A 22,601-nucleotide genomic window follows, 5' to 3' on the forward strand; every position below is an offset into this window, starting at 1 on the left:
AAGAAAGGAAGTCCCCAATGAAGGTATTGATAATAACGCAGCATTATCCACCCGATCTTGGTGCTTCTGCATTCAGACTTAAAGCACTGTCAAATGAACTAATAAAAAGAGGGCACGAAGTTGTCGTACTTACTGCGACACCTAACAGATATTCGTCCTTTAAGGTTTCGGAAGAGGAAAAGGGTAAAGAACAGATAATAAGGATAAACGTTAAAAGTGGAAACAATTCTGCCCTCGCACAGATATTGAGACAGTTGAATTTCTATTTGAAAATGAAGAGCAAGGCAAAGAAGATATGCAGATCAAACAATGTAGACATTGCAATAGTCTCAAGCCCTCCATTTTTCATAGGCATGTCTGGTATTTCTCTAAAAAAGAAGGTCAAACATTTGGTTGTCGAAATAAGAGATCTCTGGCCCGACACCATCGTAGAACTTGGAAAGGCAAAAGAAAGTAATCCGGTGATAAAAGTTATGAGACATTACGAAATGAAGATGTACAAAACGGCCGAAAAAATAGTTACGGTATTGCCTTTTATGAATGAAAGAATCTCTTCAAGAGGTATTCCGGAGGACAAACTTGTCACATTTTCAAATGGACTGGATTCGTATCTTTTGGAAGAAATATCGAAATGGAGCGATAAAAAAGCGGATGCAAGGAAATTCTTGTCAATAGACGATAATGAATTCGTGGTCTCTTACGTTGGTAATGTCGGACTCGGACAAAATCTTGAAGTTTTTGTGAATGCTGCAAAGGCCTTGAAAGATGTTAAATTCATAATAGTTGGCGATGGATCGGACAAAGAAAGACTTCTCTCTATTTCCAAAGGGATTAACAACCTTCATTTTGTCCCGCCAGTTCCAAGAGAGCATGTTCCGATTTATTACGCTGCCAGCGATATTCTCTTCATTCATCTTGCAAATGCAAAGTTGTTTTCAGATTCCCTTCCTTCAAAGACCTTTGAGTACGCCGTGGCCAATAGACCGGTAATATACGGTCTTGATGGTTTATCTGCCGAGATCTTCGATAAGTCTAAATCCGGAATAAGAGTTCATAGAGAAAATACCGACGAGATAATAGAGGCTATAAAAAAAATAAGATCGAATTACGAGGCCTACCAGAAAAACGCGATCGATGGAAAGGATTACGTGATAAAAAACTATTTAAGAGAAGAAATAATGAAAAGATATGTGGATTTCCTCGAAAATTTGAAATGAAAGGAGAGAGCAAAGATGCCGGAATTTGGAAATTCATTTTCAGGACTTGCGAATGACAGAAAACTTTCTCACGAAGAACTTGTAAGGGCAATAAGGTTTATGATAGCGGCCGAATACGAAGCGATACAATTGTACACCCAACTTGCCGAATCAACAGACGATGAGGTGGCAAAGGCTGTCCTCGAAGACATATCAGATGAGGAAAGGGTTCATGCCGGAGAATTCCTGAAACTTTTGAAGTACTTGGATTCAAAAGAAGAAAAATTTTACGAAGATGGAGGTCGGGAAGTTGAAGAGATAATCGAAAAGGTAAAAGATCAGGCGACAAGATCGAGGAAGAAAAAATAAAATGCTTGTAAAGGAATATATATCAAAGATAGAAGAAAAATTCCCGCTTGCCCTCCAGCAAAGTTACGATAACAGCGGAATCCAGATCGAGGGTCCTAACGTTGAACTTCATAACGTGATAATAACTCTTGATATTACCGAACAGGCAGTAGAAAGAGCCATTCAAACGGATGCCCAAATGATATTAAGCCATCATCCCATTTTCTTTCATCCTTTAAAATCGATAAGATCTGACGATTTCAAAGGAAGGATTATATATACCGCTATAATGAATTCGTTAACTGTATATTCGTGCCATACGAACTACGATGCGGCAATTGGTGGTTTGAACGATATTCTTGCAAGGCTTCTTGAAATGAAAGAGTGTCATCCTCTTGTCAAAATAGACGAATACGGAAATGGAATAGGAAGAATAGGTCTGGTCAAAAGAAGACCTATCGAGGAATTCGTCAACTTTGTAAGAGAAAAACTTGAAGTAGATCACGTCAAGTTCGCTCCCATCGGCAACGTTGAGGTTGAAAAGATAGCGATATGTTCGGGATCTGGAGGAGATTTTTTAAAAAACGCAATTGACGCAGGCGCAGATCTTTACATAACCGGAGACCTATCTTATCACGAGATATCTCAAGCAGTCCAGTCGGGAATCTCCGTCATAGTTGTCGATCACGACGAGAGCGAAAAATTCTTTGAAGATGGCATGATCGAATTTTCACGCGACTTTGGATTCAAAGTTACAAAGTACCACGAACGTTTTTACTGGACTTTGTAAATCACGCTTTTTTGGTAGTCATTCAATACCTTTTTTATTTCGTAATTTATTAGCGCACGGGGATCTTTGTTCAGTTTGTTTTTCCTTATGTTTTTATATTGTTCTGGAAGATACTGACGAATTAAACTCATAGGAATATCTTTAAGATTTTCAATAAGACGATTCGTAGATTTCTCAACTTCTTCGAATGGCCAGTAATATCTAATTCTATCGAAATAACTGTACATTTGATCTAATCTAAGTTTGTTTCCATTACCTTTATAGTAATCTTGCCAGTACTTTGGATATTCATTCATTACTTTTAGCACTTTCTCGATCAATCTGGATTGTTTCTCTTCGTCTATAAACTCTCTTTCTATAAAATTCAATGAAAATATGGCTCTTCTGTAAGCATCTGTTAGTGCAGGTCCAACCTTTAATATCTTTATACCGTCTTTGACCATTTGTTTTAGGGATCCTGCCGTTTGATAATCTGTCGAATGGGCCTCAAAGTATAAAGATGGATAATACCGATTCAGATGGGCACACAATGATTTTGTCTTTTCACTTTCATATTCGGATATCTCATCTCCAAAACCTATTCCAAGTCTTACGACTATCGCTATAACTCTGTCCCACGCATTTTTTAGACCGAATCTCGAGAAAGCACTTTGAAGTTCTTCGATCGTTTCGTCCAACTCTGCAACAGAGGTTACTTCTGGAACCTCTTGCACGCTTCCGCCGGGAGCAGGCACCTCGGTGCCAACAACGTAAACGGGTTTATTTCCACCATATTTTTCGTAGGTCTCTTCTGCCACAGCGCACAATTCTGCCTCGCGATCTGCGACTAAAGTTGTCGAGAAATCATTGTCTCCTTTCAATGGCATGCTACAATCCAGATGGATCTTCCCAAAACCATTTTTTACGAATTCGGCCACTAATTGTTTTGCTTTGCCCATTGCTGTACCGGCATATTCATTTTTCCACGGATCGGGACCGAGATGATCTCCTCCAAGCAAGATTTTTTGAGGATTAAAATTTAATTCTTCAACCTTTTTAAAGATCTTTTTGCTAAAAATTTCTGGCGTCATATTGGTATATCCACCAAATTGATTAACCTGATGACATGTCGCCTCGATAAGCAAAAAATCTTCTCTCTCCTTTGCAAACTCAATAGAAGCATCCAAAACATTCTCATTTGAACTGCACACAGAATATATTCCTCTATTTTTCAAAAAAACGCTATCAAGCCACATAATCTGCCACCTGCTTTGGAATCGCACAAATGAGAATGTGATCTTTGAAATCCAAATTCACAAATCTTTCTCCTTTCTTAAGAGTTGCTATTTTATAATCATTTTCACAGTTGAATATTTCGTATTCTTTCGATTTTTTTAATCCCCTTAATTCTAATTGACCTGAAAACTTACTCGCAAAGATGGAATAATATAACCTTTTCCCTTTTCTTACAACGTGCGTTTCGGGATGATCGAAGACCATGTCGTAAAGGTTGAGGTATTCTCCTTCAGAAAGTCTGAGTTTATTGTAGATATCTATCCATTTCTTAATATTTTTCTCTCTTTGTTTTGTAAGAGGATAATGACCGCTTCCATTTAGAGTAAACATAGAGCCGGGAACACCTCCGATGCCTATTGTTGAGGCAAAATCCTTACCTGTCTCAGTTAATTCAACGTAATCCCCAAAATATGGAACATTTCTACCCATAAGTGCTTTAAAAGCCTTTCCTCTGTGTCTTATCTGAAATGAACTTTTCGGATCAGAGGCAACCGGCAAATCGCAGGATGGCATGTTATATATCGAAGCACAGGATCCGCATGGACATATTTCTATTACGGCATCCTTTTTTATGGAATGAGACAGGTCATATATTTTCTTTATCAATTTTGGGGAACTCTCATAGGATTCAAACTCGCTTTTATGATCGTGAGAATTGTTAAAACATGGCGGCACCGCATTTATGTGTTGACCATCTACTTTTAGACCGTCAAAATCGTAATTTGAAATCAATCTCTTGACGAGATCTGTGGTGACTTTTTTTGTACCAGCCATTGATGGGCAAAGGTAATAGGAATTCCAAAAATCGATCTCTATCGGATGCGAATCTTTGTCTAAAACCATTAATTCCTTGTGTACTTTTAACAATTCTGAATCTTTGGAGGCGGCAAGAGGTATAAACCATATTCCGGCCTTTAAATGCTTTTCATGAATTTTTTTCACCGTCTCGATGAGATCATCTTCTCCATTTCCAAAGGCCAATTTGCTTATTCCCCAATCCCCGTACTTGTCTTGCCATCCATCATCTATTACAACCCATCCAAATCCAAGTTCTTTTACCTTGCCGATCGTTTTAAGAATATCTTCCATGTACTGGCCATCGTAAGAAAAATCTCTTCCATATCCCCACGCACACCATTGAGGCAAATAAGCGTCTTTGGGATATTTATTCTTTCTTACGATAAGACCTAATTTCGTCAAAATCTTCGAATACCGTTCTAAAGGATCGAAAAAATCTCCACGGTGGGGTAACAAAACAGTGCTATAACCTTCGTATTCTCCATTTAGAATGACCTTTCTATTCTCTAAAATTTTGAGATGAATTCCCTCTTTATCGCTGACAAGAGGAATTGAGACTGGATGTGGTTTTTTCTCGAGAATGCCTATCGCAACTCCACCATCTTTTGACCATACATCTACAATCGGAATTCCTCCGCCGTAATCATTTGAATTCATGCCCATGTAATTTTCTCTGTGGTAATTTTGAGTTACAGGGAGTATCCAATCTGGCCTTTCTGGATAACTTGCACCCTGAAAGGCCCAGAACATTTTGGAATTGCCGATCTTTATTTCATTTCTTACGACATTTTCTATATCTATTTTTTGTCCGATCAAATATTTTACTTTGATCAAAAAGGCATCCTTAAAATCAGAAAAAACGGTAATGTAGACATATTTTTTCATTTGAGAATTTTTGGTTTCAGAAATGCCTTCAAAAATGTACTTTTTGTAAAGTCCCAATCCATTTTTACCATTCAAAACCTTTACCTTTTCTAAAGAGAATTTATCGATCTTTTCTCCATCAGCCTTTAAAAGGTAATCAGCGGAACCTTTTAACGTTATCCACCGTTTTGAATAAGTATCAAAAATTTCAAAGCCAAAATTGTTATCCATTAAAAGTTGAAAATTCCCCGATGAAATTTTATACGTCTTTAAAGTTTTCATAAATTTTAAAAATTAACCGTCGTTGTATTTACACTTGTATCGAATTCTTTATTGTCTCCCGGGTTAATCACTATTTTCAAAGGGCTAAAAGACTTGTTAACCTCAACTGACACTTTGTAATCCTCATTTGGACCGAGTTGATCAACAGTTACGTCTTTTATTAGTTGGCCTTTGCTGTTATACACAAGTATCTCAAATTGCTTTGAAGGATTGATTCCAACATTTCTTACCGTAAATGTTATTTTGTTATTCCGATAACCGAAATTGCCAAGTGCAAATTCCATCATGTCAGGTCTTCCTATGTATGCAATTCTTCCCCCTTTAAATCCAAGTTTTTCTTGAATTCCCGGAATTTTTGAATCCACATCGTAAAGGTATTTTTTATCTATGTTCACCAAAGTAGCCTTGGGCATATTATCGTCGCCTATAGGAATTGAGGCTATCATGGGCCAGTTTGTACCATCATAGGCGGAAATCTGAAGGGCAAAATCGTTTAATCCTCCATCGAAATATATGACCAAAAAAGTGGAGTTCTGCGTCGCGTTAAATGTTAAAACAGCACCTGCATCCCATCCTTCGCATCTTCTATACCATATCCCAACAATGCTCTCCGGTTTACTCCAGCCGGGTCCATATATATAAGCAGTAGAACTTTCCGGCCTTTCTGGATTGAAATAAATTTCGGAAGAAACATTGGTAGAACTATAAGTTAAAACTGGGATTGGCATGCCAGGCTTATATGTGTATATCGAATTGATGTAAAGATTTGTTATAGATCCGAGTACGTCATACTTTTCATACACAGAAAAGATGTAGTTCATCAGATTGTAATCATTTTCTCCCGCATAACTTAACGCAAGGATTTTATATCCAAACTTTTTAGCGAGGTTAACCTGCCGATCTACCTCGACTGGATTTATGTCTACCTTTTCATAAGTACCATTTATAAAATTGTATTTTGAGGCAAAATCTTCCCACAAAACTCCGTCAATGTAAGGACCTGTTTTGCTCAAAAGAGGGAAACCTCTATTTTGAATGATTATCATATCGGGATATTTTTCTCTTATTTCCTTTATCAAAGAGACCATTGCATCGGCAGTTTGTGGAAATTGAACTGCCGTATCAACGGTATCGAGAAAGAATCCATTGTATCCCATATCTTTTATTTTCTTTGCAAGAACATTTAATATGTAATCTCTCCAGCCCTGTTTTCTGACATCTATCATGTACGAATTCCAGTTCTCATTCTTTGCAAGTATCCAAGATGGATCTACATTTTTGTTATCTGATTCTCCTATGCTCATATAAGCGATCAATTTAACCCCATGAGATTCTATTTCCTTAATCTCACTCGTTGAATACGAATCTGGCTGAACAACGGCAAGATCGTATTTAGAAAGTTGGTTTATATCGTCTTTTCCGTAATAGAAAACAAAATTCTTTATTCCATCAATGGGATTGGCAAATAAAATCAAAGAAGTAAAAGTTAAGATAATAAATACAAGGATCTTTCTCACTTTCCATCCCTCACTTTCAGTTAACAATTAAAATCAAAGGGTATCTTCAAAGATACCCTTTGATTTTCAATCAGAATTTATTCAATGGATCTATGAGGAAAAGGTTACCAAAGAATTGAGGATTTCCCCAGTTATTTGGTGACTTCGGAGAAGAACTTATCATGACATCCTGTGAAAGTGTATTGGGTTTGTTCGTGAAACTTGGAGATACCACAAAGCCCATTAACATTCCGGGTTGAGGATCGACATTTAACAACTTCCATGGAATTGCAACCTCGAAATTATAACCGGTCGGAGTTTGAACAACTGCCAACTTACACTTTGCAACCTCACTTGCCAAAACGGGTGGAGTCCATACGTATATTTCTGGCTTTATGAAATCAAAGTTTCCCGGGCTTATTCCAATCTGGAATATGGCTTTGTTGGGTTGTTTAAGATCGAAATCTTCTTGCATTTGTGTATCAAACCACAATTCAATATGATCGCCCTGCCACATGTTGGATCCTACCGCCATCTGGACTACAGGTGTTGCGTTGACTTCCATTGCCATGTAAAAGTAATTTTGATCCCATCCTAAGTAATAAACGGCCGATTGCTTTTCCTGCCCTTCCCAGTTTTCTGGCTGGTAACCGACGTCAACGGGTAATCCCAAATAGTATCTTGGACTCAAGTACCATTCATCGCTGAGATTTATCTTTCCGTCTATAACCGGTGGCTGTGGGAAATAAGGAGCGTACTGGGTCCATGTCTCGGTTCTCAATTTCAAAGTTTGGGTGCTCGCAGGAGAACTACTTGCGACGTTTAGAGTCACAGAATCAGCGAATGCTAAAGACCCTAACACTACCAAGGTTAAAATCGACAAAATCACAAGTGCCCTTTTCACAACTTATCACCTCTCCCTTTAATCAGTGAAATTTATTTTAAAGCCCTATCCAATATCTTCTGACAACTTTGCTGTGCTATTGAAGCGGCTCTTTCTGGGCTCATGGTGTTGGTCCATGCGTATTCCAATGTACTTTCCAACATGTTTTCCCATTCATACCATGAAAGCGTAAAAGGAATGTCGCGTAAAATAGATGGATCCTCATTACTCCTGTTCAATATATCCAAAAGCCCGCTTGCCTGAGGAAAATTGTCAAAGTAAACTGGGACTACACTTTTTAAAGCAGGTATAGCCTGACCATTTTCAGCCATTATCTTCTGCCCTTCAGGACCTATCAAAAATTTTATGAATTCCCAGTCAGCCTGAATGTTCTTTGATTGTGCTGATACAACGTAAGATAACTGATTTATGCTCATATATCTTCCTGCGGGCCCTTTTGGAATAGGAGCAATCCCCCATTTGAATGGAAGGCTCTTGTATCCGACAATGCTCGACGAAATTCCAAGAACTGTACCGAAGTTTCCAGTCATAAATGGATCCGAAAGGCCCTGCATGTAAGATTCAGAAGGATTCACGTAGTATTTATATCTGACATCGTACATGAATTGAAGACCTTTTAAAGTGTCTGGATTCGTGAGCGTGAACTGCGTTTTACTGCTGTTTAAAATGTCACCTCCGGCTTCCCATATTATCTGGTAAAGCCCTCCTTCACCATAGGTGGGTATGTACATTCCCCATTTATTTGCATCAATGTTTGTTAATTTTTTGGCCGCATCGAGCCAGTCTTGCCATGTCCAATCCCAGTTTGGATAAGAAAGCCCAGCCTTGTCAAAAAGATTCTTGTTGTAGTAAAGAATTCCACCTATAGTTATATCTTTAGGTGCTCCATAAACGATGCCATTGTATTCACAAACAGTAGGTTCAAAATAGTACTCGTTGAGATTTACACTTTTCATAAGGTTAGTTAGGTTATAAAACACACCTTCTTTGGCGAAATTGTCAAAATATGCTCCATCCATTACAAAGACATCTGGTGCATTATTTGCGGCAATTCTATTTTGCAACGTTTGAAAGTAAGCGCCCCACGAAGTTGATTGAAGAGAAACAAAGATGTCCTTTTGAGATTGATTGAATTTGTCCACCATCTTTTGATAGGCCTGGATTTCGAAGATGTTTCCCCAAACCATGAAGGTTATATTCGTCTTTCCGAAAGCCGTAATAGATATGGCAAAAGAAAGTAGTAAGACTAAAAAGATCGACATAAACCTAAATTTCATTTGGATCCCCTCCATTCGTTAACATTCATTTAATTCCTCCTTGAAGTTCTATGCCACTTATGATCCATTTTTGGGCTATTAAGAAAAGAACTATCACCGGTAATATGGCCAGTGTAGATCCAGCCATTATGTAATTCCAATATCCAAGAGCCTGACCGCTCAAGAAACTTAAACCGGAAACTATTGTCATTTTTGATGGAGTGTTTAGATATATCAAAGGCCCCAAAAAGTAATTCCATGTATTTATAAATGTCAGCAATCCCACGGTGACAAGGACTGGATATGACAAGGGAATGAATATTTTATAAAAGATCTGCCAGTAATTAGCACCATCAACTTTTGCTGCGTCTATGTAACTTGTCGATATAGTCTTGAAAAACTGCCTTACGAAAAAGATCATGTAAGCGGCTCCAAAAAAGGATGGCACCCACAAGGGATATAAAGTATTTATCCATCCAAAAAAATTGAACAAGATGTATTGTGGTATCATAACAGCCTCAAATGGAATCATCATAGTCACAAGTAATAGTGTGAATAAGAAATCTTTTAATTTGAAATTTAAAGCCACAAATCCGAACGCTACCAGTGAAGATGAAACTATAACACCTATCGAGTTCATAACTGATAAAAAGATCGAGTTTAAAAACCAGTCTTTTATTGGAACAAGGCTAAAAAGTTCTGTGTAATTTTCCCATCTTATCGTTTTGGGAAAAAAATCCGGAGGAAAGACCATCGTATCGCTAAGGGACTTAAAAGATGTCGAAACCATCCAGACAAAAGGCAGGATCATTGGAATTGCGCCTATTAAAATTATTACGAAAGCGATTAAAGTTATCAATTTGGACTTCTTCATGTCTTTCTCCTTTTATTGGTAAAAGACTAACTTTTTTTCGGCCTGCAATTCGAACAAAGTTATCAAAAAGATGATCCCTGTTAATATCCAAGCCAATGCCGACGCCTCTCCTATATGGAAATACTGAAAACCAAGTTGATAAATGTATTGAACTAAAGTTATATTGTAGTAAGAGGTAACACCGTTGTTCGTCATGTAAGCAAGATCGAAGACCTGAAATGACCATATGACAGATGTGACGGTAACAAAAAAGATAGTTGGAGAGATAAGGGGAACTGTGATTCTAAAAAAAGTTGAGATCGAATTCGAACCATCTAAATACGCCGCTTCATATATACTCTTATCGATGGATTTCAAACCCGCAGTAAAGAGGATAGAGTTATATCCAATACTTCCCCAGATACTTATCATCATCAACGTTGGAATGTAAAGATTTGGATCGGAGAACCATCCGGGCCCTTCTATGTTAAACCAGTTTTTCAAAGCGTTGTCCACAACACCGTAAGATGGCTGCAAAAGCCATATCCATACGGCAGCATTTGCAACGGCAGGTGTTACAGAAGGTAAGAAGTATATTAATCTAAAAATAGACGACCCAGGGATCCTGTTCATTAAGACAGCAACTATTAAGGATAGAATCACAGAGATTGGAACATACAAGGTGAAAAATGCCGTGTTTCTAAGTGCCGACCAGAAAAAAGTTGAATGAAGAATATTCCAAATGTTTTCAAGACCGACAAATTTCAACGGACCTATTAAGTTCCAACTTGAAAATATCAGGGCAAAGGAAAAAACTATAGGTCCTATGGTGAATACTAAAAGTCCGATGATCCATGGAGATATGAAAATGTAACCGAACAATCCTTCTTTTTTATTCATGACTCTTCTCCAAAGATCTTTTTGTACACCTTATCGATATTTTCAGATCTGTAATTTTCCATATCTATAACTGTATTTTCTAACCTTGCATTTTCTGCAGCCCACGCCATTAAATGGCTTTCGAGCGAATCTCTAATAGACGTGGAAATACTTTCATAATTTGGATCTTCAAGCATTTTGACAAAATCATCGAGCATATAAAAATCACCGCCTGCATGTCCTAATGTGTCTATATCTCCGCTTTCAATTTGAATTTTTTCCTTTTCTTTCCCAAAGAGTAAGACATCGATCTCGCTTTTTCCAAAATGACCTTGGATCTCGCCCTTTGAACCAAAGATTCTTATTCTTCTATCCATTTCAAACGTAAAGGCTTGCATGGTAAAACTAACGCTTATTCCTTCAAAATCCATAGAAACAACCTGATGATCTACGACATCATTATCACAAGCATAAACACATCTACCGTAAGGTCCTTCCCTTAAGGCTTTTAATCTTCCTTCGTACGATAGATCCTCCGATATCACATTTTGTGGCCAACCCGTTTTGGAATTGAGGTATATCTTTAAAGCAGAATACGGGCATGTGTCTTCTACCTTGCAGTCAAGGCAACGTTCTGCCGCACCTTCTGGCATTTTTTCCCTTCTGAAATACATCAAATTACCAAATGAAGAAATCTTTGAGCATTTCTTTCCTATGATCCAGTAAATTATGTCCATGTCATGGCATGATTTGGTCAAAATCATCGGGGCCGTTTCTTCCTTTGACCTCCAATTTCCTCTCACAAAACTGTGAGCCATATGCCAGTATCCAACATTTTCTTTGTGTTCAATGCCTATAAGATCGCCAATCGTTCCACTCCAGACAAGTTCACGAACTTTTCTGAAAAATTTCGTGTAGCGTAAAACGTGTGCAACCATAACTCTTCTTTTATATTTTTGAGCATACAGATATACCTTTATTGCCCCATCGAGAGTTCTGTCTATTGGCTTTTCAAGTAAAATATCGTAACCTGCTTTCAAAAACTCTACAGCAGGTTCCACGTGAAGATTATCCATAGTTGCTATAATAACGCCATCTGCGATTTTGCCGACAGATAGAAGATCTTTCCAATCTCTAAATCTTCTGTTGGACGGTATCTTAAGTCTTTCTGCTAAGGAATTTCTTCTTTGATCATTGGGCTCGGCTAACGCCACGATATCCATTTTTGACGTTTCCAAAGCGTAGGCACCGTAAATATCTCTTCCCCTGCTTCCAGCACCAATTAAGATAACCTTAGGACCTGCCATTTTTTTCTCTCCTTATCTATTCAAATAATCTCGACTCTCAAATTTAAACTTTTGATTTCATTCATGAATTCTTTAGAAAGAGAATCGGTTATGATTCCATCGATTTCGTTGAATTCAAAAGTTCTTATATGTTTTACAACTCCAAATTTCGTGTGATCGGCTATAACGTAAGTTTTACGGCTATGAGAATGTACCTCTCTTGCTATTTCAGCCTCTTCCATATTGGAAAAAGTTATACCGCCTTCTATCGAGATGCCATTTACTCCCACGAAAAATTTATCTATGTTGAAGTTTCTAATGACCCTAAGTGCGATTTCACCGACACATTCATAAGTTCCCTTTCGAGGAGCGCCTCCGGTTAAAATAAGTTTAAAATCCTTTACGCTCTCGATGACAAGTGTAGATATGTTCACCGAATTTGTAAGAATGGTAAGATTCTTAAGAGGAGAATCTATTATCTCTCGCGCAAGCATGTAAGAGGTTGTCCCTCCGCTTAAGGCTATAAAATCGTTATCGCTTATCAACTTAATGGCCTTTCGTGCGATCATTTGCTTTTCGTTTTTCATGAAGTTGTAGTTGACTATAAAATTTCCTTCAGTGTAAGGAGTATTTACGATCGCTCCACTGTGAGTTCTCCTGATAAGTTGTTTACTTGCAAGGTATTCAAGATCTCTTCTTATGGTACTGCCAGACGCGTTGAATTTTTCTATCAATTCCTCTGTTGTGGCACTTGTTTTGCTTTTTAAATATTCAAATATCTTCATTCTTCTTTCTTCAGATAGCATTTTCTGATCCTCAAATGATCTCTATGTTTTCAAATCCACCAAAATAAGGCACGTTAAAAAATGGTACGGCCTTTTCCGAAGAATGTTTTATCAAATTCAAGTTATAAGTACCAGTATGCTTTAGATGCAAATCCATCTCTTCTGTATCATCAACGCTTGATACAACTTTTTTCCATATTGCTCTACCGGCCAAAAATCCAGAAGCGCCAATTCGACAATTCAAATCCAAAATTTCCGCGAATTTTTCGGCATCCATTCCCTCGCTTAAAACGACCCATGGCTTGCCTCTGGTTGTTCTGTAGATGTCTTCCGATCTTAGATTATCCTTGGCATCTGTGACTATTGGCTCCACTTTGAATAGATCTACTTTGTATTTCCCCTCGCTAAAGGTCTCGAGTGCTTTCAATATGGCATCTGATCTCGTACCGCTTACGTTATAAGTCAGAATCTCGAGAATGTAAAGGATATCTTCCCTTTCACATTCCCTTCCAAGTTCCTCGACAATTTTCATCTGATGCGACTTTGTGCTATCGGAGGAATTTTCAGACCAGTAAATAAGCAATTTAACTGCATCCAATCCAGCATCTTTTGCAATACTTGCAACTCCCTCGCGATACAATGAACTCAGCCTGTCACTGGGATGAGAAGGATCTATCGAATATCCACTTTTTTCGGCGGATAAAATTATCCCGGAATTCCTCGAGACATATCTTAGATTTTGGGGAAATCCGTATTCTCCATCTACAAGAACTGCTGTGACTTTATCGGACAAGTTTTTCAATATCGATCTTTTTATTCTCACAAGATCTTCAGGATCGACACTTCCTTTTACATCTTTTACCATCTTCTCGATAGAATTCCTTTGATCAAGCGCTAACATCTGGAATTGTCCTATTTCATTAGAAATTTTGATAAATCCTCTATATTTCCCGGATTGTATTTTCATCGTGACAGCCACTCCTTTTCATTTTTGTTCAAACCATTGTAGAAACTTAAAAACTCATCCTGGTTCAAAACACTCTTTGCAGCCATAATTAAAGATCCAATGTACGGAGGAAATTCAGGTCTGACTATCTCGATTCTTTTAACTTCTTTCATAGTGGATATAAATTCATTTTTAAAGTATTCACAGTTAAAAAGCCCTCCTGCGTAGGCAAGTTTCACGGGTTCAAAATCGAGTTTATTCAAAAGTGCCTTTACACTTCTTTTTAACTCTTGAACCGCAATGGAAATCACTTCGGATGCCACGTAAATTCCATTCGTGGCCCCAAGACAAGCAATTTTTGAGAAACTGGCAATATACGTTCTAACATTTTGTCCCTTGCATTTTGTCAAAATCTCTCTTAAATCCGATACATTCGCAAAATCCTTAACCATTTTCAAAAGAGGACTTTCTTCCCTTCTTCCGTCATATTCTTCGAAGGATCTCTGAAGTATCATTCGACCGACGAAATATCCGCTTCCAAGATCTCCGGCATATTCTCCCCAACCGTCTACTCTAAAAATCCTTTCTTTGATATCTTTGGCCATTGCCATCGATCCTGTGCCTGCAAGTAATATCATCCCGGGAGATTTAGGAAGAGCGCCTTCAAGTGCTACCCTTACATCATTGACGACCATGCTTTTAGGTAATATGTCTTTTACTATCTTCTCGATCTCTTTCTCCGTTCCCGGAACATCTCCGAAAGTAGACATTCCAAAGCACGAAAAAGAAATATCTTCGATCTCTATTTTGGCCTTAGACAAAGATTCATCTATCGCTTTTTTTAGTTTGTTTTTAACTTCTTCTTGAGGAACGTTCAGTATATCAACCGAATCTGTCTTTGACAATCCAATTACTTTTCCAGATTCATTGGCTATTGCGACGATAGTTTTTGTTCCTCCACCGTCTACACCAAGGAAGTACTTCATTCAAAACCTCACAACCTTCGTAAGATTTTTTGGTGCATCTGGCATTAAACCTTTTTTCAAAGATTTTCTTACGCCTATTATCTGTAAAGGTATTACCCTGACAAACCAGTCACTGAAATCCCCAAAAGGAAGGACTAACCTATTTTTTATGATCGTATTTTCTTTCGACATGACGATAACGCTGCCTCCGAGTTGTTCTATTTCTTTTGCCATTTTTTCTTCCTCTGATTCTATGAAATCATTTGCAAGAATAACTGCCAATGTTTTATCGTTCACTTTGGATTTTGGCCCATGACGGTATTCTAAAGTCTGATAGGCTTCGGCCGGAGTAAGAGAGGTTTCGGAAACCTTTATGACTCCTTCCATTGATGAGGCGAAATATTCATCATACCCGAGAAAAACAAAGTGTTCGTAATTTTCGGGCTTTACTTTATCGAACAAATTCTTAGAATTTTCCAAAATTTTACTGGAAATATCTGGGACAGACTTCATGTAATCTTTTAAATCAAGATCGAAAATATTTCGTATTATCAAGGTCCCTAAAAATGCCATAGATGTAAATGATTGAGTCATAACAACTGATTCTTCATTCACTAAATCGAGATTTGCAGAAATATCCGCGATGTTGGCCAATTCGCTTTTTGAATTGCAGGTAATGGCACAGGTTTTAACGCCATTTTCTTTAGCCCTTCTCAAGGCCAAAATTGTTTCTGAAGATTCTCCAGACCTTGATATACCTATTAAAACTGAATTTTTCTGGAAATTTCTCAGGCCAAATGCAACTTCGGACCCGCTGAAATATTTGGAAATAACCTTTCCCTTTGACACACGATTCAGATGGAATGATAATCCCATTGAAAGATAGTAAGAAGATCCACATCCGACAAAATCTATCTCGGAGAATTTTTCAATATCTTTCAAAAACGACAAAAGATCACTTGAAATAACTTCATATTGTTCTACTATCTTTTCAAATTTTTCAGGTTGTTCGCTGATTTCTCTTTCTGTTTTAGTCGTCAAAGGTCTCACTCCTTAATCATATATAATCATATATAATCATCTAAAATGATTATATATAATTATATATAGAAAACAAACCCTTAAAAATAAGATAATTTCCCGATTAAACGGGAAGTTTTGCCATTATTCCATTTTAAATCATTAGATCTTAGAATTTCTGCTTTTATTTATGATTTCTTTACAGTTTCATGCACTCGTAACATGCTCCCACCACTTATAGAAATGGGAGAATTCTTGCTTAAAAGGATGTTAAAGTTCAGAGTTTCTGAAATGAAGGTATTGAAGTGCAAATATAACCAAAGAGATCATCAAAAGAATCAAGAAGGTTATTCCAATGGATTGATTGGTAAGCACATCTTGTCCTGTCATGTATTCGAGAAAGTCCAAAAACTTGGTCTGTTTGAATACACCGGCAGTTATTAATCCGGCATAAATTGCTATGTCCAAAAGAATAGGCTTAACCTGCCCCGAAAAGATCATCGATGTGTACGCGCCTATTTGGAAAAACAGCAAAGAACCTGCCGTGACTCTTAATGTCCATATCAAAACCATATTCAGGTTCAGAGAAAAACCCATTATCCTCGAGAAGAGGTAATAAAACAATCCTCCAGTGACTACCGTTATGGCTGTCAATATATAGCCGGAAATGACCTTTGATGAAAAGATCTCCCATCTTGTCCTTCTTCCGCTTATGAGATATATCGTTTTGCGTTCTTTCTCCCTTGCGAATATGGGAAAACTGATCACTATGGCGGCAATTATAGAAAGTAAATTGTAATTTCCGCCGTACCATTCCGCGTAAGAATAAAAAGTGTAATTGGAAAAGATCGCATTGAAACCTTCGCGCCCTAAAGGGTTATTTTTCAAGTTTTCCTGAATTTGCGGTGAGTTAAAGATGTCAGTCACAAAGTTATGACTCAAAACAGGCACTACGGAAAGGCCGACCATTATGGCAATTAAAACTATAGATCTGAAAAGATTCATCCTCAATTCAAGAGCCATAATCTTCCTCTTTCTTCATCATATCTATGAATATCTTTGAAAAGTTCTTTTCATTTCCTTCTTTTAATTCCTTCAAGGTACCTGTGTAAATCGATCTTCCATCCTTTAGGATCAAAAGATTGTCACATACCTCCTCGACCTCGGAGAGAATATGCGAGGAATATATAACGGTCTTACCTTCTTTTGCAATCTCGCTTACGAGACCGAGCACTTCGTTTCTTACGATGGGATCGAGACCCCAAGTTGGCTCATCGAGTACGTAGATTTTAACATCCTGCGATAGAGCAAGAGAAAGATAAAGTTTTGTTCTGTTCCCCTGAGAAAGTGATTTAACCCTTCTTCTATAAGTTAGATCGAGCCTTTTTGAAATCTTTTGAAATCTGTCTTCTGAAAAATGAGGGGCAAATTTAGAAAAATACGCCTTCATCTTTGATGCCGTCAGCCAATCGTACAAATTTTTTTCCTCTGGAACAAAAGAAATTTCTTTATCCCCATCTGGAAATGGAGAATGACCAAAGATACTTACACTTCCTTCTGTAGCCTTTATGAATCCCATCATGATCTTCAGGGTCGTTGTCTTTCCTGCTCCATTCGGTCCAAGGATGGCAAAGACACTTCCCGCTGGAATTTCAAATGATACGTCGTCAAGGGCCTTGACCTTTCCTGGATAAATCTTTGTAACATTTTCGAACTTAACGAATGATTCCATACTCTCCTCCATCTTAAAAGAGGTTCGATATATTATACTATACTTAAATAACCACACGCCACATGCTCTTATGATATAATTTGATGGCATCGAATGGAGGTCTTATGTTATACATCTTGAGCATTTTATCAATCATTTTGGGATTCATAATCTTTTCCGAGATAACTATGTACAGGCCTCCTAAAATTGAGAAAGTCACAGTTTTACGTAAGATCAAAGGTGAAAAATTTCGCCGTGAATTTTCGATCTTGACTTGGAATGTAGGTTACGGCGGTCTTGGAAAGAATGCCGATTTTTTCATGAGCGGAGGTAAAACCTCAAAACCAGCAAACAAAAGGGTCGTGGAAGAAAACATGAATTCGATTCTTTCCTTTTTATATGATCAAAAATTTGATTTCATTCTTTTGCAGGAAGTTGACTTAAGATCATCAAGGACTTACAAAATAAATGAGGTGGAGTTATTCTCAAGATTGCCTTACCTTTCTTACTTTGCGATGAATTATAACGTACAATTTGTACCTGTACCTTTACTCTCTCCAATCGGCAAGGTAAAATCCGGAATTATGATGCTTTCAAAGTTTGAGCCATACAGGGTTGAAAGGTATGCCCTGCCCGGTGATTTAGAATGGCCAAGAAAACTTTTTGAACTCAAAAGAGCCTTTTTGCTTACGAGGTATCGTGTGGATTCCCATGATTTGCTGATATTGAATCTACATCTTTCGGCCTTTGACGATGGGAAGTTGAGAATGAAAGAACTTGAATACATCAAGAGTTTCATCTTAAAGGAATATGAGAAAGGTAATTACGTAATAGTTGGTGGAGACTGGAATTTGATAATGCCAGGCCTTTCGAAAAAGCATTTTGAATTCACAACTTCCGAAAAGTATTTGAAAAATTATCTCGAATTTCCCCTTAACTGGACACAACCAGGATGGCAGTGGGCATTTGATCCGAATACTCCTACCAATCGATCTAACGAGAGGCCGTTTGTAAAGGGAGAAAATTTTGTAACAGTCATAGATGGTTTTTTAGTCTCTCCAAATCTCGAGATGATTTCTGTAAAAACGATTGATTTGGGATTCGAAAATAGCGATCATAATCCTGTACATTTAAAGATTAAACTTAAAGGAGAGTTTAATGGAAGAAAGAACTAAGCAGAGCCTAAAGACTGTGAAGATCGGAATTTACGGTAACGCAATACTCGCAATATTCAAAGTACTTCTCGGAATCATAAGTGGATCTATCGCTTTGATAAGTGACGGAATAGACACGATTATGGACGTTGCAAAATCCATCTTGGCTTATCAGGGCATAAAGGTCGCAGGCCGTCCGCCAGACATCGATCATCCATACGGCCATGGTAGGGCCGAAACAATAGTCGCGAATATAATTGGAATTTCGGTCATTTTCGCGGGTTTTATTATTGTTCAGGAATCATTTATCGACCTTGGTCATCACGAGGTTATCGCGACTATAATGATCGTAGGCGCATCTATAAGTATAGTGGGAAAGTTCTTTCTTTCTTATTACATGTTCAAAATGGGAAAAAGATTTTCAAATCAGGCCGTCATTGCAGACGCAAAGGATTACATGAGCGATGTTTTTGCCTCAGTCGCCGTTCTTGTGGGTGGAGTACTTGTCATGATAACTGGAATGACGATCTTCGATCCTATCGCTTCTATAGCCGTGGCAGTTTTGATAGTCTGGATGGGCATAGACGTTATAAAGACTGGTCTTCCAGAACTTATGGAAAAACGTGATCCGGCCATGACAGACCTGATAGAAGAGATCGTTAAAAAGCAAGAATATGTTTTCAACCCCCATCTTATAAGGGTTAGAAAACTCGGATCGTACTACATAGTGGACATGCACGTGGAGATGCCGGGCAAGATGCGCCTTCAACATGTTCACACTATAATGACGTCTATAGAAGACGAAATAAAGAAGAAATTACCAGAGGTAAAGGAAGTCACGATCCACGCCGAACCGATAGGTGGTGGAGAGGACGAATGGCCGGATATAAAAGAGTGATTTAAATGGAAGAGGATCTCAAAAGAAGAATAAGGCATGTCATTTTGGCATTTTCTCTTGTTGCCGGAGTTTTTGTCTTCGGCGTTCTCGGTTACATGATAATAGAAAAATGGGATGTCGTCGATGCACTTTTTATGACCGCAATGACACTGTCAACGGTAGGTTACGGTCTTCCAAAACCTCTCGATTACAACGGTTATCTTTTCACAACGATCCTTATAGTTATAGGAATATCCACATATCTTTACGCTATAGGAGTTGTCACCTCATTTTTCTTAGATGGAGATTTAAGAAAATACATGAGATTGAGAAGGATGATGCGTATGATAGAAAAAATGGAAGGACACTGTATAGTAATGGGTGGAAGTGAGATAGGAAAGTACGTCGTAAGACAACTTGCAAACAGGAAATATCCATTCGTTTTTGCAACGCCGACGCCTTCGAGAGTCGATGAAGTAAAGCGTGCAATCTCTGATGTCATGAAAGAAGAAGATTTAATGTACGTCGTCGGAGACGCAATGGACGAGCAAACTCTTTTAAAGGCTGGCATAAGCAAAGCCTCAACTTTAGTTATTACCCTTTCTGATGACTCCCTTAACGTTTACGTCTCTTTGATGGCAAGAAATATGAACAAGGGATTAAAGATCATAAGCGAGGCCGATAATGTAACTGCCATAAAGAGACTAAGGTATGCCGGCGTAGATAACGTGCTCTCCGCAACGGAGATCGTTGGATCGAGGATAGCCTCTCTTGTGCTTAATCCCGCTCTCCAATCCTTTATGGACATAATTCATCAGTCGAACAACATTCACCTTAAAATGGAAGAAGTTCTCGTCAACGTTAAAAGCCCCTTGGCAGGTAAAACTTTAAAAGAGGCTCAGATAACCCACATTTCGCACATCTTTGATCAGAAATAATATTTTTCATATTCAACTCCCAAAAGTCTTATCACTTTGATCTGCAAATCTTTTAAATTCGCTATCTGTGTGGTTGTTTGCCCATCTGTAACCACATTTACAACGGTTATGTTCATGAAGTTCTGACATATCCACCTGAATGTCGGCCTGTTTGTCGGCTTTTTCAACTGATTCGGAAATGTTTGCCCTGTCTCTTTCAATGTGCGCCTTATTTCCCATTCCGAAAGCGAGTACACCAATAACGTCAATACCATTATCATCACAAGTGCCTGAATCCGTCCGGGCTTTTTCAGATACACATCGCTTACTCCGAAACTTTTGTCTTTCAAAAACCTGAATCCTCTTTCGACCGTTGTCTGGTTTTTGTAATATTCGAGCACTTTTTCATCTTCAAGTTCAATGTCGTTCGTTGAAAGTATGAATCTTCCGAGTTTTGCTTTGGCCTTTTCAACCGCTTCTTCATTCAGACCTATCTCAGCATCTATTTCATACATTTCTATCGTCGGATCCCCATCTTTAGGCCTTCCTCTTTTCCCGTCAGTTCTGACTCTTACGCTCTTTATCTCAAACTTGTCGTATTTGAAAAGAGGATGAGCTTCCATCCATTGTCTGGACTTGTTTATTCCGTCTTCAGAACAAAAATACCGTTCTTTCGTCACAGTCTTTTTCAATGACTTTTCCGCTTCTGTCTTGCTTTTTTTCAAATGCCTGTCAAATGTTTTCAGTTCCTGTTCTTTAAGATATTTCGAATTCACCATTATCCATTTTTGTTTTATCCCGCCGTAATTGCTTATTTCGGAATACACTTCATATCCTTCAATTTTGGTCGGACGAAATTCAACTTCTTTATTTAGCATTTCTTCAGCCTCTTTTATCGTAGACGGCACATGGCTTATCCAGTATGTTGTTCTGAGTTCGCTAATGTTTTCCGCAGTGTAGAAAGCACTGTCTGCCACATGATAGACTTTCTTGTCTTTGTCAATGTTCTTCCTGATTGCTTTGACCATTTCTTTGATCGACTCTTTATCCGATTCGTTCCCGTTGTATGTTTTGGCAAACATCGGCATTCCATGCTGATTTACAACCATCCCTATCACGAATTGTTTCAAATCCTGTCTGTGATCTTTCGAATGACCGAAGGTGATCTTAAAACCATTCGTCCCGTCTTCCATCTCGTAATTGCCGCTTACACTCACGCTTGTGGTATCGGTGTGAACGAGGTGAACATCCATTTCAAGTTTGTTCAAAGCGTGCGCCGCTATCTCTTGAAATAATTCCGTTGGACCGTAATCATAAATCTTGTCAAGCACTCTGCCGAGAGCGTCATCGTTAAGATCTTCCGGTTTAGTTCCTTCGCCTAAAAGTTTCTCAACATCCCAGTTCTCAAAATAACTCCCTGCAAAGTACAATCTCCTGTCAACAAAACCAAGCCCGAGTATGATCATCGCTTTTATTATCGCAGACGTTGAAAGATTGAAGTTCCGGACTTTCGGTATTCTCTTTTCAATGACCTCTCCCATTTCAAATTTATCAAATGTCCCAGCCACAAGTCCATGGTGATCAAGTTGCTTTGTAGTGATTTCCATTTTTCTACCTCCGCTGTCTTTTTCAAATAGATCATAGCAGCAGAAAGGCATAAATCAATGGACTCTATCCGAAACGGTAAATAGTGGTATAATCTTTGTGATGTGCGTCAAGGTTACAGCAAATGCTTCTTTGGCTATTACTGACTCTAATCATTTCCCACTTTCAATTTTAAAACATGAGTTTCAAATAAATCCAAAAAACTGTTTTTTATCTGCGGAAAGTGGGAGATAAGAGAAAAAACAGGACTTTTGGTTGTTGCCATCCAAAGCGGGACTGATTTCAAATTCAACCCCCCATCTGACATGGTTATAAATCCGGGAGACATTTTAATTGTGATAGAAAGTAGCGAAAACCAATCGAAGAAATTGAGAGAAATTGCAGAAGGATAAAA

At 38.2% G+C, this 22,601-nt stretch carries 22 protein-coding genes; 7 read left to right on the top strand and 15 right to left on the bottom strand.

Annotation, left to right across the window (positions count from 1 at the left end):
* The first annotated feature begins 17 nt into the window (after window positions 1–17).
* Genes ATHSA_RS05330 through ATHSA_RS05340 form a run of 3 tightly spaced genes read left to right on the top strand, consistent with a single transcriptional unit; the run spans window position 18 to window position 2,334 of the window.
* Window positions 18–1,217, top strand: coding sequence for a glycosyltransferase family 4 protein (locus ATHSA_RS05330; RefSeq protein WP_161848102.1), 1,200 nt, complete (start codon window positions 18–20; stop codon window positions 1,215–1,217).
* Between the two features lie 15 nt (window positions 1,218–1,232).
* Window positions 1,233–1,565, top strand: coding sequence for a ferritin family protein (locus tag ATHSA_RS05335; RefSeq protein WP_161848103.1), 333 nt, complete (start codon window positions 1,233–1,235; stop codon window positions 1,563–1,565).
* Window position 1,566: 1 nt separating this feature from the next.
* A complete protein-coding gene (locus ATHSA_RS05340) occupies window positions 1,567–2,334 on the top strand; it encodes a Nif3-like dinuclear metal center hexameric protein (protein ID WP_161848104.1) in 768 nt (255 codons plus the stop codon).
* Here the strand turns inward: ATHSA_RS05340 and ATHSA_RS05345 are convergent.
* From ATHSA_RS05345 to ATHSA_RS05410, 14 genes are all read right to left on the bottom strand, one after another.
* Window positions 2,319–3,569, bottom strand: a complete 1,251-nt coding sequence (locus ATHSA_RS05345; protein WP_161848105.1) for a class II D-tagatose-bisphosphate aldolase, non-catalytic subunit — start codon at window positions 3,567–3,569, stop codon at window positions 2,319–2,321. The genes ATHSA_RS05340 and ATHSA_RS05345 overlap by 16 nt on opposite strands.
* Window positions 3,559–5,553, bottom strand: a complete 1,995-nt coding sequence (locus ATHSA_RS05350) for an alpha-galactosidase (RefSeq protein ID WP_232060053.1) — start codon at window positions 5,551–5,553, stop codon at window positions 3,559–3,561. The genes ATHSA_RS05345 and ATHSA_RS05350 overlap by 11 nt, the downstream gene beginning before the upstream one ends.
* 5 nt (window positions 5,554–5,558) lie before the next feature.
* The gene (locus ATHSA_RS05355) at window positions 5,559–7,070 is read right to left on the bottom strand and encodes an endo alpha-1,4 polygalactosaminidase (protein ID WP_161848107.1); all 1,512 of its coding nucleotides are present in this window, start codon (window positions 7,068–7,070) and stop codon (window positions 5,559–5,561) included.
* 70 nt (window positions 7,071–7,140) lie between these two features.
* The gene (locus tag ATHSA_RS05360) at window positions 7,141–7,953 is read right to left on the bottom strand and encodes a sugar-binding protein (protein WP_161848108.1); all 813 of its coding nucleotides are present in this window, start codon (window positions 7,951–7,953) and stop codon (window positions 7,141–7,143) included.
* A 32-nt stretch (window positions 7,954–7,985) separates the two neighbouring features.
* A complete protein-coding gene (locus tag ATHSA_RS05365; RefSeq protein WP_161848109.1) occupies window positions 7,986–9,230 on the bottom strand; it encodes an ABC transporter substrate-binding protein in 1,245 nt (414 codons plus the stop codon).
* Between the two features lie 25 nt (window positions 9,231–9,255).
* A complete protein-coding gene (locus tag ATHSA_RS05370) occupies window positions 9,256–10,083 on the bottom strand; it encodes a carbohydrate ABC transporter permease (protein WP_161848110.1) in 828 nt (275 codons plus the stop codon).
* Between the two features lie 12 nt (window positions 10,084–10,095).
* Window positions 10,096–10,962, bottom strand: a complete 867-nt coding sequence (locus ATHSA_RS05375) for a carbohydrate ABC transporter permease (protein ID WP_161848111.1) — start codon at window positions 10,960–10,962, stop codon at window positions 10,096–10,098.
* Window positions 10,959–12,248: a Gfo/Idh/MocA family protein gene (locus tag ATHSA_RS05380; protein WP_161848112.1), complete on the bottom strand. Its 1,290-nt coding sequence runs from the start codon at window positions 12,246–12,248 to the stop codon at window positions 10,959–10,961. The genes ATHSA_RS05375 and ATHSA_RS05380 overlap by 4 nt, the downstream gene beginning before the upstream one ends.
* A 20-nt stretch (window positions 12,249–12,268) precedes the next feature.
* Window positions 12,269–13,033 carry a DeoR/GlpR family DNA-binding transcription regulator gene (locus ATHSA_RS05385; protein ID WP_161848113.1) on the bottom strand — a complete coding sequence of 255 codons (765 nt, stop codon included), beginning with the start codon at window positions 13,031–13,033 and terminating at the stop codon, window positions 12,269–12,271.
* A gap of 10 nt (window positions 13,034–13,043) precedes the next feature.
* Window positions 13,044–13,979: a tagatose 1,6-diphosphate aldolase gene (locus ATHSA_RS05390; RefSeq protein ID WP_161848114.1), complete on the bottom strand. Its 936-nt coding sequence runs from the start codon at window positions 13,977–13,979 to the stop codon at window positions 13,044–13,046.
* Window positions 13,976–14,944, bottom strand: coding sequence for a BadF/BadG/BcrA/BcrD ATPase family protein (locus ATHSA_RS05395; RefSeq protein WP_161848115.1), 969 nt, complete (start codon window positions 14,942–14,944; stop codon window positions 13,976–13,978). The genes ATHSA_RS05390 and ATHSA_RS05395 overlap by 4 nt, the downstream gene beginning before the upstream one ends.
* Window positions 14,945–15,964: an SIS domain-containing protein gene (locus ATHSA_RS05400; RefSeq protein ID WP_161848116.1), complete on the bottom strand. Its 1,020-nt coding sequence runs from the start codon at window positions 15,962–15,964 to the stop codon at window positions 14,945–14,947. It lies immediately after the preceding gene.
* Between the two features lie 249 nt (window positions 15,965–16,213).
* On the bottom strand, window positions 16,214–16,966 hold the full coding sequence (locus ATHSA_RS05405; protein ID WP_161848117.1) for an ABC transporter permease subunit: 753 nt from the start codon (window positions 16,964–16,966) through the stop codon (window positions 16,214–16,216).
* Entirely contained in the window at window positions 16,956–17,675 is a 720-nt protein-coding gene (locus tag ATHSA_RS05410) for an ABC transporter ATP-binding protein (protein ID WP_161848118.1), read from the bottom strand. The genes ATHSA_RS05405 and ATHSA_RS05410 overlap by 11 nt, the downstream gene beginning before the upstream one ends.
* 104 nt (window positions 17,676–17,779) lie before the next feature.
* On the opposite strand from ATHSA_RS05410, the gene ATHSA_RS05415 reads away from it, so the two are divergent.
* The 3 genes from ATHSA_RS05415 to ATHSA_RS05425 are packed head-to-tail and all read left to right on the top strand — an operon-like array spanning window position 17,780 to window position 20,623.
* Window positions 17,780–18,829, top strand: a complete 1,050-nt coding sequence (locus ATHSA_RS05415; protein ID WP_161848119.1) for an endonuclease/exonuclease/phosphatase family protein — start codon at window positions 17,780–17,782, stop codon at window positions 18,827–18,829.
* Entirely contained in the window at window positions 18,813–19,706 is an 894-nt protein-coding gene (locus ATHSA_RS05420; protein ID WP_161848120.1) for a cation diffusion facilitator family transporter, read from the top strand. Before ATHSA_RS05415 ends, ATHSA_RS05420 begins: the two co-directional genes overlap by 17 nt.
* A 5-nt stretch (window positions 19,707–19,711) precedes the next feature.
* The gene (locus tag ATHSA_RS05425; protein ID WP_161848121.1) at window positions 19,712–20,623 is read left to right on the top strand and encodes a potassium channel family protein; all 912 of its coding nucleotides are present in this window, start codon (window positions 19,712–19,714) and stop codon (window positions 20,621–20,623) included.
* Here the strand turns inward: ATHSA_RS05425 and ATHSA_RS05430 are convergent.
* Window positions 20,614–22,260 (bottom strand): IS1634 family transposase, encoded by a 1,647-nt coding sequence (locus ATHSA_RS05430; RefSeq protein WP_232060051.1) that lies wholly within the window; start codon window positions 22,258–22,260, stop codon window positions 20,614–20,616. The genes ATHSA_RS05425 and ATHSA_RS05430 overlap by 10 nt on opposite strands.
* A gap of 177 nt (window positions 22,261–22,437) precedes the next feature.
* On the opposite strand from ATHSA_RS05430, the gene ATHSA_RS05435 reads away from it, so the two are divergent.
* Window positions 22,438–22,599 (top strand): TrkA C-terminal domain-containing protein, encoded by a 162-nt coding sequence (locus ATHSA_RS05435; RefSeq protein ID WP_269473943.1) that lies wholly within the window; start codon window positions 22,438–22,440, stop codon window positions 22,597–22,599.
* Window positions 22,600–22,601 lie beyond the last annotated feature (2 nt).

This window comes from Athalassotoga saccharophila, from assembly GCF_009936215.1.
In the GTDB taxonomy this organism is placed as follows: Bacteria; Thermotogota; Thermotogae; order Mesoaciditogales; family Mesoaciditogaceae; genus Athalassotoga; species Athalassotoga saccharophila.